This is a genomic window from Niabella terrae (assembly GCF_054783135.1).
The window spans coordinates 103,506-122,424 of record NZ_BAAGRD010000003.1 but is presented as its reverse complement, the minus strand read 5'-3'; the positions used below and the strand labels follow the sequence as shown (position 1 = coordinate 122,424).

Sequence of the window (18,919 nt, the reverse complement as noted above, 5' to 3'; positions counted from 1 at the left end):
TTAATTAAAAGTAGTTTCCTATTGCATTCAATGCCTCCCAGATATTACCTGATCGCCGGTGAAGCATCCGGAGATTTACATGGCAGCAACCTGATCTATGCACTCAAGGCTTTGCGGCCTGATGCAGATTTCCGTTGCTGGGGTGGTGATAAAATGCAGGCCGCCGGTGCCCGGTTGGTAAAACATTATAAGGATCTGGCTTTTATGGGTTTTATTGAAGTGGTAAAGAACCTCCCTACGATCCTAAAAAATCTGAAGACCTGTAAAGCAGATATCGCAGCTTATAAACCGGATGTATTGATTCTGATTGATTATCCTGGATTCAACCTGCGGATCGCGGAATGGGCCAAACAACAGGGTTATAAAGTCATTTACTATATCTCTCCCCAGGTCTGGGCCTGGAAAGAAGGCCGGGTAAAAAAAATGAAACGCTGCATTGATAAAATGCTGGTAATCCTGCCTTTTGAAAAAGACTATTATCGCGAGAAGTGGAACTGGGAGGTCGAATATGTAGGCCATCCGCTTATCGAAGAAATCGACAAGCATCAACTGAAAAAAAATGAGCTCCAAATCCTGGATGCGGCCGGCAATGAGAACACCCGACCTGTAATAGCATTATTGCCGGGCAGCCGGAAACAGGAGATAGAAAAAAAATTACCGGTAATGCTTGAAGTGAGTCGGGTATTCCCCGATTACCAGTTTGTCGTCGCACAGGCACCCGCGCTTGACCGGTCTTTTTATGAGCATTTTACCGGTACTTATCCAAATGTTAGTATTGTTAATAATCGAACCTACGACCTCTTACAGTTAGCCACTGCGGCGCTGGTTACTTCGGGCACCGCCACCCTGGAAACTGCTTTGTTTGGCGTCCCGGAAGTCGTCTGTTATAAAGGATCTGAAATCAGCTACCAGATTGCGCGCAGGGTCATCCGGATTAAATATATTTCATTGGTCAACCTGATTATGGACAAAGAAGTCGTCAAGGAACTGATTCAGGGAGAAATGAATGTCGCCAATATCACCCGGGAATTACAGCTGTTATTGCAGGACCGTTCGAAACAAGAGCAGATCCGCCGCGATTATCAGGCACTGAGAACCCTGTTGCGTGCCGCAGGGAATGCTTCCCGGACGGCCGCTGAAATCATTGTAAACAGCTGACTAGTACACCTGCGGGGACACCACCGCAACGCACCCGCATGGCAGATTAATTACGCAGCAACTTAATCATCAGAATAATCATGCACAGGATAAATATAAAAAGGCTGATCCTGTTGATTCCGTGCATATACCCAACCCAGGAGCTTTTCGGCCGGTTGGGGTCTTTCTTCCGCAAATAAAGATATTCCGCTAACTGTTTAAAAACGCCCATCACTGATAGATTTAACCATTATTCATAATACCCGTACCGCTTCTGGAAAAGTCCTACGTTCACACCGGCGCGGATCACCGGCACAATGCTTACCCGCTCTGCCCCGGTATTGGGATCATAGTCCAGATCTACATAAGGACTGTTACGGTTTTTGAGCACATCCGCCAGTATCGACACATAGAAAAAGGTTGTTCCGCCTTTGAGCCGACCGGTGGAATAACCACCGCCCAACAATAAGGAAGTGGCATTGGCGTTGAACTTGCTGTCGGGTCTTTCAGCCCCTGCAGAAGTATAACGTCCATGGGTAAAATTATGTTCAAGCTGGGCCTGGGCAAACAAAAAAGAAATTGGATAGGCCCGCAGAAAGACACCGGGGCCGATTACATGCTGCCGATACTTGTCATTATACATGTATACGTCCCTGGCGCCACTGTATACATAGTTTAAGGATACGCCGGCATCCAGGTAATCATTGAGTTTATACCCCAGCATGGGACTCAGTCCCAGGACTGAACCGCCACTATAGAAAGAAGCTGTCAGCCCCCCGCCAACGAACAGGTTTTGCTTCTTAAATCCCTTCTCTTCTAATATCTGGGAGGATTCCTCCTGCTCATTGCCATTGCGAACTTCCACTTCATCCTGTGCAAATAGGGCATTGGCAAACATAGATGTCAGCAACAGGGTAGCGAATGTGCCTATAAGTTTCTTCATGAATATTGTTTTATTCTTTTAGCTGTAAATGTAGTGCAATTCGGCATTTATAGGTCCCAAATGCGTCAGGCATCAAAAATCTTTCCGGCATTGAGGATGCCGTTCGGATCAAAAACCTTCTTAATCTGCCGCATCAGCCGCAATTGTACCGGTTCAAAAACAATAGATGTAAACTCCTTCTGTAACAGACCGATGCCATGTTCCCCACTGAGGGTTCCCCCCAGCCGATGCACCAGTTCAAAAAGCTCCCGGATGATTACCGCCATTACCGGATTACTGTAGCTGTTGGGATGACCTTCTTTCCGGATCCGGATATGCAGATTGCCATCTCCGGCATGCCCGTAAGCCACCGCTTTAAAATCATGCTTTTCCCCGAGCGCTTTCAAACCGCGAATCAATTCGGGCAGGGCCGCCCGCGGAACTACGGTATCTTCTTCGATGGTATATCCGGCCATTTTTACATATTCGGCAACCTGCCGCCGTAGTTTCCATAACTGATCCTTTTGTTCTGCAGATTCGGCCAGCAAGAGGTCTCCAGCACCCTGCTGTTCCAGGACCTGGGCGATCTGTTCCATCTCCCGGTAAAGCATTTCACTGTCATTTCCGTCGATCTCAATCAACAGATGGGCTTCGATGGTGTCATCGACCGGTACAGCATGATGATCCACCATTGCACTAACAATTTTCAGTGCGTCGATTTCCATAAGTTCCAGTACGCTGGGCGTATAACCTGCACGAAATATGGCGCTCACCGCTTCAGCCGCCTTTTCGAGTTTTCCAAAAGGCGCCAGCATCAATAACTGCAGCCGGGGGAGCGGAATCAGTCGCAGCACAATCCTGGTAACAATACCCAGTGTACCCTCACTACCGACGACCAGCTGCGTCAAATTATACCCGGTCGCATTCTTCAGCACATTGGCACCAGTCCAGATGATTTCGCCGGTCGGGAGTACCAATTCCAGGTTTAAAACATAATCTTTCACCACCCCGTATTTTACCGCCCGGGGGCCACCGCTGTTCTCAGCTATATTCCCCCCGATAAAACAGGAACCCCTGCTCGCAGGATCCGGCGGATAAAAAAAACCTTTCGCCGCTACTTCCCGCTGTAACACTTCTGTAATGACACCGGGTTCTGTCGTTACCTGTAAATTTTTCTCATCGATGTTCAGAATCTCATTGAATCGTTCCGTAGAAATGACCAGGCCGCCCAGTTGCGGTAGCGCACCGCCACTCAGCCCGGTGCCGGCACCCCGGGGCGTAACAGGAATCAGGTGGGTATTGCAAAATTGTAAAATGGCACTTATTTCTCCTGCAGTCCGGGGAAGTACAACCCAATCCGGCGGAAAATAGAGTGTCTCGGTTTCATCCTGACCATAAGGATGAACGGCCTCAGGTTCACGGAGAACATACTGGCTGCCGACAATACTTTCCAATGCTGCCGTTATCGCTGCGGGGGTGAGTGCAACGGAGGACGAAGAAGATTCCATAGCTGTAAAATTAACTGATTTCAATTTGGCGGTCCTGTCTCACAGCGCCTGATAAGTAATTTCTCCATTTGAGGTATCCGCTTCCACTACACTTTTAAAAACTTTCATTTACACAGGATATGTCCAACAGATGGCAGCAGCAATGCTTGAATAATAACCCCGAAACTACAGCTGCGTCGGAGGCTTTTTTTCGTGCTTCCTGAATTACCGGTCTGTTCATGCCATCTGGTAAATCGCCAGTCCGAATGAACAAATCATCGAAAAAATGCGTTCTACTCCAGGCTTATGCCTCAGTTCAATTATCTTTGAGACCCTTTAAATAAATATACAATGGCAGGAATATTGGATCTGATTGGGAATACCCCGCTTGTTGAACTCAAAAATGTTACTGTAAATGATAAGGTTAAAATCTTTGCCAAACTGGAAGGAAATAACCCGGGGGGAAGTGTAAAGGATCGGGCCGCCTACGGCATGATCAAAGGCATTCTCGACCGGGGCGAACTGCAGGCAGGTACCCGGCTGATAGAAGCAACCAGCGGCAATACCGGCATTGCGCTGGCAATGATCGCCAGTCTCTTTGGTATCGAAATCGAACTGGTCATGCCGGAAACAGCGACCCGGGAGCGGGTATTGACGATGCAGGCTTTTGGCGCTAAAGTGATACTTACGCCCAAAGAGATTGGTATGGAAGGCGCTATTGACTACGCCAAAAATCAGGTTACTGCGGGAGGCTATCTGATGGTCAATCAATTCGCAAATCCCGACAACCCTGCCATGCATTACGCCACTACGGGTCCCGAAATCTGGCGGGATACGGAACATCAAATCACCCATTTTGTCTCTTCAATGGGTACAACGGGTACGATTATGGGCGTCTCCCGCTATCTGAAAGAAGTGAATCCCGAAATTCGTATCGTAGGTTGTCAGCCTACGGACAATTCCAATATTCCCGGCATCCGAAAATGGCCCGAGGCCTACCTGCCTAAAATATTTGACCGCAATCGTATCGACCAGGTTATTGAGCTCGATGAACAACAAGCCAGAGAAATGTCGCGTCGACTAGCGAAAGAAGAAGGTGTTTTTGCCGGAATGAGTAGTGGTGGCGCCGTCCATGCTGCAGTTGAACTCTCCAGACAACTCGAATCCGGCACCATTGTTTGTATCATCTGTGACCGTGGGGACCGTTACCTTTCCTCCGATCTTTTTGGCTGAGACAGGTGCTGCAGCGGATAATTTCAATGCTGCCTCAATACAGCCTTACTTTTTCTTTTTTCCGGCGACCAGTTCATAAGAATCATCAATCCATGACCGGATCAGTTTTAAGGATACAGAACCATCTACCGTAACGGTATTCCAGTGCTTCTTATTCATGTGATATCCAGGTGCCACACAGGGATAGGCCGCGCGCAACTCCTGCGCCTTATCAGGATCACATTTGACATTAAAACTCAACGGCTGGCTGTCGAGCCCCATCAGGCAGAATATTTTTCCCGACACTTTATACACCAGTGTGTCTGGTCCGAAAGGCAGGGTCTCTTCCACTTCCGGCTTGGACAGACAATAATTTCTAAGTACTTCGATATTCATTTTTTCATTTCAATTTGATTTATCAAAAATTTGTTTATAATTTTTGCGTAAATCTGATTAAACAAAAATTCTGTTATGAATAGTACCAAATTAGGAAAATACCTGTTGTTTTTGTTGCTTTTTTCTATCAGTAAGTATTGTTCGGCTCAACAAAAGCCTAATATTATTCTGGTACTGGCGGATGATATGGGTTATGCCGATTTAGGTTGTTATGGCAACCCCCTGATCCAGACACCTTTTCTGGACCAAATGGCGGGTCAGGGAGTAAGGGCTACCAATTTTGTAACGACTTCTCCTATCTGCTCGCCATCCAGGGCTTCGTTGCTAACAGGAAGATACTGCACCCGTTCCGGCATCACCTATGTGATCGGACCAGGCAATAAGATTACCATGCCGGCAGAAGAAGTCACCATCGCAGAAATGCTGCAGCCGGCGGGTTATACCACAGCAGCCATTGGCAAATGGCATGTCGGAGATTACGGATCAGGTCTGCCCAATAAACAGGGTTTTGATTTGTTCTATGGCATGATGTACAGCAATGATTATCGCGCACCTTATGTAAAAACCGATACGGTTATCAAGATCTTCCGCAATACCCGTCCGGAAATCTACCGCCCCCATGACAGTATCCTAACTAAAACATATACCTATGAATCGATTCGGTTTATCGAAGACGCGGTACAGCGAAAGAAACCCTTTTTTCTCTATCTGGCCCATAATATGCCCCACCTGCCCGTAGCTTTCGCCGCCATGCGACATCGCAACCGCGAATCCGAAGCCGGTCCACTGGGTAACGTGATCGAAGATATGGATGCGGGCCTGGCAGCTATCTGGGCGGCGGTTAAAAAAGCAGGTCAGGAGGACAATACCATTTTTATTTTTACCAGCGACAACGGTCCCTGGATGCAGGCACCCCAACGGATGTATGATGATGGAGTAACCCGGCCGAATCATGTAGGATTTCCGGGTATTTTCAGGGGCTGGAAAGCCACTTCTTACGAGGGCGGCCACCGGGTGCCATTTATCATATACTGGAAAGGCCATACCCTGGCCCGGGAAACACTAACCCGGCCCATATCCAATATCGATATCCTTCCCACCCTTGCCGAATGGACGGGAACGGCTGTTGACAACCAGCGCCTGGACGGTCAGTCAATTACCGGCTATCTGACCATCAAAGACTACGACCAGCCGCATCAACCGATTTACTATCATAATACCCGCTGGGAAGGGGTGAAAGAAGGTGACTGGAAATTAAGAGTAGTTCAGGCCGGTGACAGCACCAGCCATGAATTGTATCACCTTTCCTGGGATCCCTCGGAAAGAGTGAATTTATACAATGATCCCGCTTTCAGCAAAAAGCGGGATCATCTTCTGGATTTATTCAGTAAGCATCCGGTTGATTAAAAACCGGTTGAATACTATAAACTATAGATCGGTGATTTGCTTATACCGGGGAACCAGGGCTTTCATGATCAGCCAGGCAACCAGATAGGCCAGGGCGCAGATCGCGAACATAATGGTATAGCCCGTCTCGATATGCCCCAGCGCTTCATACTTGTCAAATAAATAGCCACCCAGCTTATTGATGACCACACCGCCCAGACCTCCGGCCATTCCGCCGATACCGACTACAGAGCCTACCGCCTTTTGTGGAAACATATCAGAAACCGTGGTAAAGATATTGGCACTCCAGGCTTGGTGAGCGGAAGCACCGGCGCCGATCAGTAATACCGGAATCCAGTAACTGATATGACCCAGGGGTTGTGCCAGCAGCACTACCAGCGGAATTAATGCGATGATAAACATGGCAATCATTCGTCCGTTATAGGCTTTATGCCCCCGTTTAATAAAATACATGGGAAACCATCCTCCGGTAATACTGCCAATCATCGTAAGACTGTAAATCACCATAATGGGAATGCTTATATCCCCTTTTTCCATGCCGTATTGGGCTTTTAGATAAGCCGGTAGCCAGAAAAGAAAAAACCACCAGACACCATCTGTCATAAATTTGCCCACTACAAAGGACCAGGTCTGTTTATAGCCCAGCAGTTTAAACCAGGATATTTTCTCTTTTTCTACGGGTGCTGTCGTCACCAGATCACCTTCCTCCGCTTGCTGAATATAGGCCAGTTCCTCCTGGGAAAGCCGCTTTTGTTTCTCAGGTCGCTCATAAAATATCTTCCAGAAGATCAGCCACAAAAAGCCCAGTGCCCCTACGACAATAAACGCCGCCTGCCAGTGCCATATATCCACAATAAAATAGACCAGCGGAGCGGCCACGACAGCCCCGATATTGGCTCCTGAATTAAAGATACCGGTAGCCAGTGAACGTTCTTTCTTAGGGAAATACTCCGCCGTGGTTTTGATCGCTGCAGGGAAGTTCCCGGATTCCCCAAAGGCCAGTACCGCTCTGGATACCATAAAACCCAGTACCGACGCGCTCGCTACCGTAATACCCAACGCAGAGAATACAGAATGAAAAGCACCGCCCAGCGGAATGGCGACTGCATGAAGTACCGCCCCCAATGACCAGATAATAATGGCCCAGGTAAACCCTTTTTTCGTACCCAGTTTATCAATAATCCGACCGGCGAAAAGCATTGATATGGCATACACGAAAGTAAACACCACATTGATATTCGCATAGTCGGTATTGGACCAGCCGTATTCAGCTTCCAGGGTTGGTTGCAGGAGACTTAAAACCTGTCGGTCAATATAATTAATCGTAGTGGCAAAAAACAGTAAGGCGCATATTGTCCATCTGTACTTCGTCATCTTGCCGTTTGCGGTCATTGCATTGCTCATATTTCAATCGTTGATTTTTGTTTGATTAAATCGGCACCCGGTGTTCAGCCCGTAGTCCTGACGGAGCGGATGGTTTCAAAAACACGGATCGTGCTGTCCGTGATTCCCTGATAATCGCCGGCCGCCATCCGTTCCTTACTAATGAGTTTACTGCCCATTCCTACCGCACAAACACCGGCTTTGAACCATGTCTCGATATTCTCCTTACTGGTATCCACACCCCCGGTGGGCATAAAATACAGATCCGGAAATACCGGTTTGATCGCAGTCAGGTATTTGGGTCCCAGGGTATCTCCCGGAAATAATTTAATAAATCTGATGCCGGCGGTTTCTGCCGCTATAATTTCTGTCGGCGTCATACAACCAGGTGCATATAAAATATCCTGGGCTACTGCGAAGGCCGCAATCTCAGGAACATATCCGGGGCTTACCAGAAAATCTGCACCCAGGTCCAGATACTGCTGTGCCTGATTGAGATTTTTTACGGTTCCGATACCCAATAGCAAACCGGGCATTTCTGCGTTACGCAGGGCCACCAGTTGGCCGAAATTTTTCAACGCGGCCGCACCTCTTGCAGTGTATTCGATGGCCTTAACACCAGCTTTATATACTGCTTTTAAAATGTCGATACTAACCTGGGTATCAGCGTGAAAATATAAAGGCAGCATACCCTGTTCGGTAATCGTCTGTATTGCCTGTTCTGTGTTCGCCATAAACTTAAATTCTTTTGAAAATGGAATACAACAAAGTCGCGGCTGATTAGGCGGCGACTTGTACTTTAAAAACTATTTTTTTGATCTGCCCCTCGCCGATCATTGGTGCATGTACGTCTTCGGGAAACAGAATAACAAACTGATTGCTTGTTAGCGTGAAATAAGTATCTGGCGCATCGCCCCAGAACTGGACATCCTTTTGCTCATCATAGGCTTCCTTCTCCAACAGGCAACGCTGGATGGGCTTCCAGCCAATCTCTTCCACGCCACTAACGCAAAACTGGATATCGATATACTTACGGTGACACTCAAATTTCTCCAGAGATTCGGAACGTGCCTTTCCTGGTTTATCTGAAACAATCGCTTTTAATGCGTCACCCTGAATATCATAAATACCCGGATTAAGGGTAGACAGATCCACTCGAGCTATATAGTCAAAGGCCAGCGCAAACAACGGGTGCAGGCTGGTATACCTGGAAGCGTTATGTAAGGAATCTATGATCATAAATGATAGGTAAATTGTGATTGGTAAATATTGCTGTCTGAGGCCGCCACTTGTTCTGGCATCATCCGCAAATAGGATACTATCGCTGAACCCTGCCGCTGGCATCTCCCTTCATCAGGGTTTTCACGTCGCTTAGCGTTGCATGATTCAAATCCCCGGGAATGGTATGTTTCAACGCCGATGCGGCGACACCGAATTCAGCGGCATCAGACATACTCATACCGGTGACCAGGCCATAGATCAAACCGCTGGCGAAACTATCACCACTGCCGACCCGATCCACGATCCGCACGTCATACTTCCGGCTATGATAGAACTCATTGCCATCACTGACCAGTGCACTCCATCCGTTATCGCTGGCACTGTAGCTTTCCCGGAGTGAGGAAGCCACATATTTAAAATTAAATTTCGCCTTCATCTGCCGGATCACATCCTTATAACCTTCCAGATTCAATTCTCCTTTGGTAATATCGCTATGTGCTGCCTTGAAGCCCAGTGTGGTCTCAGCATCTTCCTCATTGCCAATACATACATCCACATATTTGCAGAGCTCGGACATTACCTGTTGCGCTTTTTCTTTACTCCACAACTTTTTACGATAATTCAGGTCGATTGAAGTCGTAATACCTCTGGCTTTAGCAGCTTTCAGAGCCGCTTCTGTCAGCGCAGCGGCCTGATCGCTTAGCGCCGGAGTGATACCTGTTGTGTGGAACCAGTCTGCGCCGTCAAAAATTTTATCCCAGTCAAATTCGGAAGCATCTGCTGTGGCAATCGAAGCATCCGCACGATCATAAATGACCTGAGAAGCCCGCATCGAGGCGCCGGTTTCCAGAAAATAAATACCCAGGCGTTCACCACCCCTTGCCACATGCGAGGTGTCTACTCCATAACGCCGCAGGTGGTTGATCGCTGACTGGCCAATCGCATTTTCCGGAACCTTAGAAACGAAAACGCCGTTCAATCCATAATTGGAAAGCGCCACCGCCACATTGGCTTCTCCACCGCCATAAGTGACCTCAAAAGAGTCTGCCTGTACAAAACGCTGGTGTCCGGGTGTGGACAGCCGCAGCATAATTTCACCAAGAGTTACTATTTTTTTCGACATATATGTTAATTGAAAAATCTGTTGATTCTAAATACTGAAACTGAATTATTTTAAAGTTGCCACAGGTGCGGGATCCATATCGCTGTACACCAGGTTTTCCCCTGCCATACCCCAGATAAATCCATAATTGGTCGTACCGCAACCAAAATGGGTGCTCCAGGGCGGCGAGATTACCGCCTCATTATTGGCCATTACGAGGTGGCGGGTTTCAAGCGGATTACCCATAAAATGGAAAAGCCGTTGATCCTCGGGTAAATCAAAGTAAAAATAGGCTTCCATCCGCCGGGTATGCGTATGCGGCGGTACAGAATTCCAGACACTGCCGGTCGCCAGTACCGTCAGTCCCATCACCAGCTGGCAACTTCTGATGCCGTCAAGATGAATGTATTTATAAATGGTTCTTTTATTAGAGGTCTCTGTGGCCCCCAATTCCACCGGCGACGCCTGTTCCTTGGTAAACCGGGTATTGGGATACTGAGCGTGTGCCGGTGCTGACAGGATATAATAAATTGCCGGCGTCTTCCGGGATCCGGATGCAAAGCTTACCTTTTTGGTTCCCTTACCTAAATAGAGACAGGACATTTTGTCCAGCTGGTATTTTACACCATCCGCCGTCACGGTACCTCTCCCACCTACATTGATGATGCCCATTTCCCTGCGTTCAAGAAAAAAATCCGCCCGCAGTTCAGGATGATTACCCAGTACCAACGGTTTGGTGACCGGAACCGCACCACCGACAATCAGGCGGTCATAATGGGTGTAAACTAATTTGAGCCGGTCGGCTACCATGAGCTCCTTTATCAGGAAATTATCAATCAGCTGCTGGGTATCCATGGCCTTTGTTTCCTCGGGTCCCACTGCAAAACGTATTTCCATATCCCCATCGATAAACGTATTGGTTTTATAATCCTTTAAGCCGGGGCCTTTTGCTATCTTTTTTGCCATAATAAAATGATTAAGATCCTTCGTCTGTATCGGAATATCCGGGCTCAGACTTCCGGAATAATTCGTATAAATATTGACTATCTGCCCATCCAGCCGCCGTCCACGACCAGAATTTCACCATCGACATAATTGGAGGCGGCAGCGGCTAGAAATATCGCCGGGCCGGCAAAATCTTCGGGCTGTCCCCACCTTCCGGCAGGTATCCGGCTAAGAATGGACTGACTCCGGTCCGCATCCTCACGCAGGGCCTGGGTATTATCCGTGGCTATATATCCCGGTGCGATACCGTTGACGTTCACACCCTTTGAGGCCCATTCATTGCTCATGCCCTTAATCAGGCTGGCCAATGCCGCTTTACTGGCAGCATATCCTGGCACATTAATTCCGCCTTGAAAAGTTAACAGGGAGCAGGTGAAGATGATTTTGCCACCCCCCTGCGCGATCATATGCTTACCCAGTTCGCGGGCCAGAATAAAAGGCGCATTCAGATTAATTTCCAGCACCGCATCCCACCATTCATCGGGGTGTTCTGCCACGGGTTTGCGCATGATGGTGCCTGCATTATTGACCAGAATATCTATACGCGGATGGTCGGTAAGTACACGGCTGATAAATTCGTAAACATTGTCGCGGTCGGACGCATCCAACTTATAGAAACTGAACCTGCGGCCCACAGACAATACATATTGTTCTATTGCTGAACCCGTATCGATCGATCTGGAAGCGACGATTATATCTGCACCTGCATCAGCCAATCCCTTGGCAATACCCATACCAATACCCTTATTGCCGCCCGTAATGATGGCCGTTTTTCCTGTTAAATCAAAATAATTACCCTGCATAATAGTATGTATTGCGGTGCGTCTATTTCCTGACGCTATGACTGCAGCCGCTCCGGTGCCTGAACCTTCTTGAGTTGCACCCAATGTGATTGCGCCGAAGCTACAATTTTATATTTAAGTTAAAATATTTATTTGCATTGTTAAAACAGATATCCTGCACCACTTGACCGATCCATTCCAACTGATCCGGCAACTCTCCATTTTCAATATCATTCCCGAACAAGTTGCACAAAATGCGTCGAAAATATTCATGACGGGGGTAGGAAAGAAAACTCCGGGAGTCTGTCAACATACCAATAAATCTGCTCAGCAGGCCCATATTGGATAGGGCATTCAGTTGCCGGGTCATGCCGTCCTTTTGATCCAGGAACCACCAACCAGACCCCCATTGGATCCTGCCAGGACTGGTACCATCGTTAAAATTACCGATCATGGTGGCCATCAGTTCGTTATCTGCCGGGTTCAGGTTATACAAAATGGTCTTGGTCAGCCGGTCACGATCAATAAGGCCGCCCAGGAATCGGGAAAGGGCCGTTGCCTGCGGGAAATCTCCGATAGAATCCCAACCGGTATCTGGTCCGAGTTGCCGCATCGCTTTTAGATTGTTATTTCTTAATGCGCCCAGATGGAACTGTTGCACCCATCCTTTCTCGTGGTCCCATTCAGCAAAATATACCAACATGGCAGAACGGAACTGATTCTGTTCTTCCAGACTCAGTTCCCGGCCTCCGTAAACCTTATCAAAAATTTCATGAATTTCTTTTTCGGTATAAGGCGCCGCATAAATCTGCTCCAGTCCATGATCTGAAACGCCGCAGCCCATAGTGGCAAAGAAATCATGCCGTTTTTTCAGGGCATCGATAAAATCCTGGAAAAAGGTAATCTTGGTATCTGCAGCGGCTTCCAGTTTGTTGACATAAGCGATAAAGTTCCCGGAATCAGCAACATTCATGGCTGCATCCGGACGCCAGGCTGGCAGAATCGGAATCTCAAAGCCCTCTTCCCTGAGGCTGCGATGGTGCTCCAGGCTATCCACCGGATCATCTGTAGTGCAAATGGTTTTGACATTCATCCGGCGCAGAATATTCCGTACACTATATTCCTTGGTTTGCAGCAGGGCCGTGCAATGATCATAAATCTTACGCGCTGACTGGCTGTCTAAAAGCTCCTCGACACCAAAATACCGTTGCAATTCCAGGTGGGTCCAGTGGTACAGGGGGTTGCGCATGGTGTAGGGTACCGTGGCTGCCCATTTTTCAAACTTTTCATAGTCGGACCGCTCACCTGTACAGTAACTTTCGTCTACCCCATTGGTCCGCATCGCGCGCCACTTATAATGATCGCCGTATAGCCAGATCTGTGTCAGGTTCTCAAATTGGGTATCGGCAGCAATCTGATCAGGAGGTATATGACAGTGGTAATCAATAATCGGCATCGAACTGGCATAATCATGATACAGCCGTTGCGCCGACGCTGTTTCTAATAAAAAATCCTTGTCTAAAAATTTTTTTGACATATAATACTACCTTTTAAAAACCGGGCCTACCGGATAAAAATTGAAAGATACGTAAACTACCCTCAGGATTTCCTGCCAAATATTATAAACTGACGCCTCTCTTCCAGGGAATGAAATCATCCTGATTCAGTAATACCGCTTTGGGAATAACCTCCCCTGAAGCCGCTTTGATACAGTACTCCAGGATATCTTCGCCCATTTCTTCGAGGGTTTTCTCGCCTTCTACAACCGGTCCGCAGTTAATATCTATGATATCGCTCATCCGCTTGGTCAATACATTATTGGTTGAAACCTTGATCGTGGGGCAAACCGGATTCCCGGTAGGTGTACCCAGGCCTGTTGTAAATAATATCAGCGTTGCACCCGATGCCGCTTTACCGGTAGTGGCTTCTACATCATTACCGGGCGTGCATACCAGGTTCAGACCTGACTTGGTCACCGGCTCGGTATAATCCAGCACATCGACAACGGGTGATGTTCCACCTTTTTTAGCCGCACCGGTACTCTTGATGGCATCGGTGATAAGACCGTCTTTAATATTACCCGGGGAAGGATTCATATGAAATCCCGAGCCTACCGCTTCTGCCTGGTGGCTGTAAGTGCTCATCAGGTGGATGAATTTTTTAGCCGCATCCTCTTCCACGGTTCTGTCAATCAATTGCTGTTCTGCTCCGCAGAGCTCGGGAAATTCAGCAAGCAGTACCTTTCCTCCCAAACCAACCAGCAGGTCGCTGGTATATCCTACCGCCGGGTTGGCACTTATACCGCTGAAGCCATCACTTCCGCCGCATTTAACGCCCAGGACCAATTCAGACAGGGGTGCAGGACGTCTTTCAATTTTATTCGCTTCGATCAGTTGCTCGAAAGTATCCCGGATAGCGTCACTAATCAACTGTTCCTCGCTTTGTGACTGCTGTTGTTCGTATACCAGGAGCGGTTTATCGAACTTGGGATTGCGAAGCTTAATCTCTTCCAGCAATTGCTGGGTTTGCAGGTTCTGGCAGCCCAGGCTCAAAATAGTTACACCAGCGACATTGGGATGGTCCGCATAGGCGGCCAGCAATTTACCCAGGATACCTGCGTCCTGACGGGTTCCGCCGCAACCACCCTGGTGGTTCAGAAATTTAATGCCGTCAATATTCTTAAATACGCGGTCCGCCGGACCCGTTTGCGCAATGGGCGACAGGTTCAGGGAATGAATGTCTTCTCCACTTTTATACGCTTCTGTCAACTGGTGAGCAAAGCGTTTGTACTTATCGGTAACCGCATATCCCAGCTCATTATGCAGGGCCTCCCGAATCACATCCAGGTTCCGATTCTCGCAAAATACCGTCGGCATGAACAGCCAGTAATTTGCCGTACCCACACGGCCGTCACTGCGGTGGTAGCCATTGAACTGTCGTCCCTGAAATTTCGATACATCCGGTGATTTCCAGCTATAATTATAGGGCCGGAAAGCATAGGGTTCCGCCGCATGTTTGGTGTTGGTCGTCGTCATCACGCCGCCACGGGGTATAAATTCCTGGGCTTTACCCACCAGCACACCGTACATCGTCACTTCATCCCCCGGTTGCATATCCCTGGTAAAAAACTTGTGTTTTGCATGTACATCATCCTGCAATACATACTCCGTTTCCTGATAACGGATGGTTTGTCCTTTTTTTAAATCTTTTAGTGCCACAATAACATTGTCGTCAGGATGCACTTTTAATACTATTTCTGCCATAATCAGATCATTAGCCTTTCCCGAATCCAAACGGATCACAGGACAGGATTTATTTTAAATTTTCGAGTTTGCTCCCTTCTACAGCAATTGTTTCAGTGCCGCTTCCATGCCGCCACTGAGGATATTTTCGACATACCCCGCCACCTGATCTGCAAATCCCGGAACAGTATCCAGTTCTACATTCCAGATAGACCGGTTGCCGACAATCCCCGCAACCCAGCCTTTGATATCATTCCGGTCAAAAGTAGATTGAATAAATTCCAGAAAGGCCGGTGTATCATTCGGGGTGAAATTTACTTCAGATTTTCCGCTGTACAATACCAGCAGGGCGGCAAAGGAAAAAACAGTAAGTGGCGCCTGCCGGTTCAATTGCTGATGATTATCAAGTACTGTCGGAAAATCACGGGTTTCCCATTTGGACAGCGAGTTCAGGGAAATATCCTTCAGGTAATGTTTCAAATAAGGATTATAGAAGCGTTCCAAAATTTTTGCAGCAAAAGCCTTAAGCTCCTGCTGGTCTTCATCGATAGCCGGCAGGACTTCCGTATCTACCAGCCGGTTGATATACTGCTCTACATCCGGATTGGCGAAAGCTTCACCGACCGTAGTACATCCCAGCTGCAAGGCCACCGGTACCATGGCCGTATGGGCGCCATTCAACACACGCACTTTTTTGGCACGGAAAGGGCGGATATCTTCCATAAACAAAACGTTCAAACCGGCTTTATCCAGCGGCAGCTTCTCTGCAATTTGCGGGTCACCACCAATCGCCCAGACATGGAAATATTCTCCTTTTACTACCAAATTATCGTCAAAGCCAATTTCCGCTTTCACCGCATCAATCGTTTCCCTCGGGAACCCCGGCACGATCCGGTCGACCAGGGTATCATAAAAATGATTGGCCGTCCTGATCCAGTCGATAAATTCGCTGCCTAATTCGTTGGCTTCTGCATGGCGAATCACATAATCACGCAGGGTAGAGCCGTTGTCTTCAATCAGTTCGCAGCACACGATCAGCAAACCTTTTTCGGCGGCACCGCTAAAATGCCGGAATCTTTTGAATAATAAGGCCGTCATCTTGGCCGGAAAAGATTTAGGCGGCTCCGCATTCAGATCATCTCCCTGTTCATAGCGGATACCCGCTTCCGTCGTATTGGAAATGATGATTTCCAGTTCTTCGCTCAAAAAAAGCGCTTCATATTTTTTATAATCGGTATAAGGGTCAATGATATTGGCAACAGATTTGACCAATGCGACCTCCTTTACCGGTTGCTTGTCTTTGATTCCTTCCAGATAAACATGGTACAGGCAATCCTGTTTTTCAAAAATCTCCCGGATATGCTGACTTCCGCCAATGGGTTGTACCAGAGAAATACCATGGTTCATGATACCCTTTTCATTGGCTTTGTCAATCATCCAGTCTACAAATGCCCTGAGAAAATTACCTTCTCCAAACTGCATCACTTTAACCGGATATACCGGCTTTTCTACGGTTGTTTTATTTAACGCTTTCATAATCAAAAATCAAATTTTCTGGTAGGTTATATTTTTGCATATCGCCTTTGGCATGGCAAAATGCTGTGGCCTTATCTAGCCTTTCGCAATAACCATTGTACCCAGTCAGTAGCTGCCTTAAAATTCTCATACTTTAACGGCAGCTTGCGGCCATCCAGATACTCATTGTAAATCCACGGATCACCCAGAACAAAAACGGTCCCCTTACCATAAGATGCAGTGGCCATTACTTCAAAGGCGTTGTTCTTTAACAAACTGCTGGCAGGTGGCTGGATTTGCAGGGAACTGATTTCCTTGATGTACACATTCCGGGCAGTCTTGAATATTGGATTACCGGCGGGTACCGCAACAGTGCCCTGTTCAAATTGATCGTTCTTTACCATCTGCTGGTCATCTCCGTTCATACGAACACCAAATTTTTCAGTTAGCAGGTTGATCTTCTCCTGTTCCGCATTTACTGAATTATTACCCAGCACGACCAGAACGCCGCCCGCTTTTACCCAGGCAGCAATTTGTTGGGCATGGGCTGCTGTCATATAATGGGGATGGGCCGTCTCTTTTTCGGTATCCGGATCGACGATGATATAAACCGAAGCACCTTTAAGGCTGGCTGCGGTCGGGGCCTCCCGAAGTGTTGCCAGCCGCGCACCCTGTCTTTCAAAAATCTTACCCAGGAAGGAGTAACCTCCATTGTCTCTTTCCTCCCAGATATAGTGAAAAGGAATCTGGTCGCCGGATGGACCTTTGCGGTACTCATTATTAAAGTAATTATCCAGCAGTACGGTCTTGCCCCTGCCTGTGGAAAGGTTGGACAGCATCTCAATCTCATTGGCAGCCAGGATAAATGCACCCACGCCCTTGCCGTCATTACGAATCACTTTTTCACTCATATAGTATTCAAAACTGCCGTCCCGGTAACGGGGACTGCCGCCCAGACCGGAAACTGAAACAGTGCCCTCCAGGTTGGTAAAACCCTGCGCATCTCTGGTGAGTTTATACTTCACCAATCCGTCAAATGCCGCTTTGGCGTTGTCTGCATAGGCAGCAGCAATATATCCTTTACGTGCACCTTTTGCCAGGGTATAAGATAGCATAGCGGTAGCAGAGGATTCCAGATAATTAGGTTTGCGATCAGGCAGGTTGACAATATCATACCACATGCCGGTTTTGGCATCCTGTACTTTTACTACCGCTTTTGCAAAACGGTTCAGAATGCCAATGAGCTTGGCCCTTCCTGGATGATCCTCTGGAAAATAATCCAGTGCGTCTACCAGTGCCACCCCATACCAGCCCAGGGCCCGTCCCCAGAAATGCCGGGACCGCCCGGTTTTCTTATCTGCCCATTTTTGTTGCCGGGATTCATCATAACCATGATACAGCAGGCCCGTTTTTGAATCACGGCTGTTTTTCTCCATGAGCACGAACTGCCGGGTCACATCATCGAAAATGCTGTCCTGACCGAATACCTGTGCATATTCGGCATAAAAGGGTTGCCCCATATAGAGCCCATCCAGCCACATTTGCCAGGGATAAATTTGTTTATGCCAGAAACCGCCTTCTTTGGTCCTGGGATGCTTCAGCAGCTGGGCGCGCAACAACTCTACAGCTTTGCGATACTTGGCTTTACCGGTCACCCGGTAAATGGTCAGTAATACCTTACCATTATTCAGGTGATCAATATTGTAGTGTTCAGGATCGTAGTCCTTGATGGTGCCATCTTCACGCACATAAAAATCCATGCTGTGCTCGATGTACTCGAACCATTTGGGATCGCCGGTGGCTTCCCAGATGCCTTCAATGCCTTTCAGTATTACCCCCTGATCATAACTCCACCGGGCCCTGTTGCCTGCCGTGGCACTGAAAGAGTCCGGCCAGATATGCATAGCGGTAAGTGCCATTTGCTGGGAATAGGGTAAGGTCTGGGCATTGGCCGACAGCGCCAGCATGCAACCCAGAATCAGGAGCAGGTTCTTCATCTTTTCCATAATTTCTTGTTCATAATCAAATCGCGCTATAATATCAATCCTCTTGGATTCCCGAGCGGACTATTCTTCCCTCTTTAACATGCCGGTTTCCGAACTTTCAGG

General features: G+C 47.9%; 17 protein-coding genes. 3 read left to right on the top strand and 14 right to left on the bottom strand.

Annotated elements, in window-relative coordinates:
- Positions 1-30 precede the first annotated feature (30 nt).
- Positions 31-1,158 carry a lipid-A-disaccharide synthase gene (lpxB, locus tag ACYVI9_RS03270; RefSeq protein WP_460760623.1) on the top strand — a complete coding sequence of 376 codons (1,128 nt, stop codon included), beginning with the start codon at positions 31-33 and terminating at the stop codon, positions 1,156-1,158.
- A 46-nt stretch (positions 1,159-1,204) separates the two neighbouring features.
- Here lpxB and ACYVI9_RS03265 read toward each other — a convergent pair whose 3' ends face one another.
- From ACYVI9_RS03265 to ACYVI9_RS03255, 3 genes are all read right to left on the bottom strand, one after another.
- Positions 1,205-1,369, bottom strand: coding sequence for a DUF6728 family protein (locus ACYVI9_RS03265; RefSeq protein ID WP_460760620.1), 165 nt, complete (start codon positions 1,367-1,369; stop codon positions 1,205-1,207).
- A gap of 18 nt (positions 1,370-1,387) precedes the next feature.
- A complete protein-coding gene (locus tag ACYVI9_RS03260; RefSeq protein WP_460760617.1) occupies positions 1,388-2,080 on the bottom strand; it encodes a hypothetical protein in 693 nt (230 codons plus the stop codon).
- A 65-nt stretch (positions 2,081-2,145) separates the two neighbouring features.
- A complete protein-coding gene (locus ACYVI9_RS03255; protein ID WP_460760614.1) occupies positions 2,146-3,567 on the bottom strand; it encodes an FAD-binding oxidoreductase in 1,422 nt (473 codons plus the stop codon).
- Between the two features lie 330 nt (positions 3,568-3,897).
- Here ACYVI9_RS03255 and cysM point away from each other — a divergent pair, with 330 nt between their 5' ends.
- Complete coding sequence (gene cysM, locus ACYVI9_RS03250; RefSeq protein ID WP_460760612.1) at positions 3,898-4,779, top strand: cysteine synthase CysM; 882 nt, start codon at positions 3,898-3,900, stop codon at positions 4,777-4,779.
- Between the two features lie 45 nt (positions 4,780-4,824).
- Here cysM and ACYVI9_RS03245 read toward each other — a convergent pair whose 3' ends face one another.
- On the bottom strand, positions 4,825-5,154 hold the full coding sequence (locus tag ACYVI9_RS03245; RefSeq protein WP_460760609.1) for an MmcQ/YjbR family DNA-binding protein: 330 nt from the start codon (positions 5,152-5,154) through the stop codon (positions 4,825-4,827).
- A gap of 75 nt (positions 5,155-5,229) precedes the next feature.
- Between ACYVI9_RS03245 and ACYVI9_RS03240 the strand changes: the two genes are divergently transcribed.
- On the top strand, positions 5,230-6,561 hold the full coding sequence (locus tag ACYVI9_RS03240) for a sulfatase-like hydrolase/transferase (RefSeq protein ID WP_460760606.1): 1,332 nt from the start codon (positions 5,230-5,232) through the stop codon (positions 6,559-6,561).
- Positions 6,562-6,582: 21 nt separating this feature from the next.
- Here the strand turns inward: ACYVI9_RS03240 and ACYVI9_RS03235 are convergent, their stop codons facing one another.
- From ACYVI9_RS03235 to ACYVI9_RS03190, 10 genes are all read right to left on the bottom strand, one after another.
- Complete coding sequence (locus ACYVI9_RS03235; RefSeq protein ID WP_460760604.1) at positions 6,583-7,965, bottom strand: MFS transporter; 1,383 nt, start codon at positions 7,963-7,965, stop codon at positions 6,583-6,585.
- A 44-nt stretch (positions 7,966-8,009) separates the two neighbouring features.
- The gene (locus tag ACYVI9_RS03230; RefSeq protein ID WP_460760601.1) at positions 8,010-8,678 is read right to left on the bottom strand and encodes a beta/alpha barrel domain-containing protein; all 669 of its coding nucleotides are present in this window, start codon (positions 8,676-8,678) and stop codon (positions 8,010-8,012) included.
- A 46-nt stretch (positions 8,679-8,724) separates the two neighbouring features.
- Positions 8,725-9,183: a NanQ anomerase/TabA/YiaL family protein gene (locus tag ACYVI9_RS03225; RefSeq protein ID WP_460760598.1), complete on the bottom strand. Its 459-nt coding sequence runs from the start codon at positions 9,181-9,183 to the stop codon at positions 8,725-8,727.
- A 79-nt stretch (positions 9,184-9,262) separates the two neighbouring features.
- Positions 9,263-10,288, bottom strand: a complete 1,026-nt coding sequence (locus ACYVI9_RS03220) for a PfkB family carbohydrate kinase (RefSeq protein WP_460760596.1) — start codon at positions 10,286-10,288, stop codon at positions 9,263-9,265.
- A gap of 45 nt (positions 10,289-10,333) precedes the next feature.
- Complete coding sequence (gene kduI, locus ACYVI9_RS03215; RefSeq protein WP_460760593.1) at positions 10,334-11,233, bottom strand: 5-dehydro-4-deoxy-D-glucuronate isomerase; 900 nt, start codon at positions 11,231-11,233, stop codon at positions 10,334-10,336.
- A 77-nt stretch (positions 11,234-11,310) separates the two neighbouring features.
- A complete protein-coding gene (locus ACYVI9_RS03210) occupies positions 11,311-12,075 on the bottom strand; it encodes an SDR family NAD(P)-dependent oxidoreductase (protein WP_460760590.1) in 765 nt (254 codons plus the stop codon).
- 100 nt (positions 12,076-12,175) lie between these two features.
- Positions 12,176-13,591, bottom strand: a complete 1,416-nt coding sequence (gene uxaC / locus ACYVI9_RS03205) for a glucuronate isomerase (protein ID WP_460760588.1) — start codon at positions 13,589-13,591, stop codon at positions 12,176-12,178.
- 82 nt (positions 13,592-13,673) lie between these two features.
- Positions 13,674-15,317, bottom strand: coding sequence for a UxaA family hydrolase (locus tag ACYVI9_RS03200; RefSeq protein ID WP_460760585.1), 1,644 nt, complete (start codon positions 15,315-15,317; stop codon positions 13,674-13,676).
- Positions 15,318-15,395: 78 nt separating this feature from the next.
- Entirely contained in the window at positions 15,396-16,832 is a 1,437-nt protein-coding gene (locus tag ACYVI9_RS03195) for a tagaturonate reductase (protein WP_460760582.1), read from the bottom strand.
- A 71-nt stretch (positions 16,833-16,903) separates the two neighbouring features.
- Positions 16,904-18,817, bottom strand: a complete 1,914-nt coding sequence (locus tag ACYVI9_RS03190; RefSeq protein WP_460760580.1) for a DUF4350 domain-containing protein — start codon at positions 18,815-18,817, stop codon at positions 16,904-16,906.
- Positions 18,818-18,919: the final 102 nt, after the last annotated feature.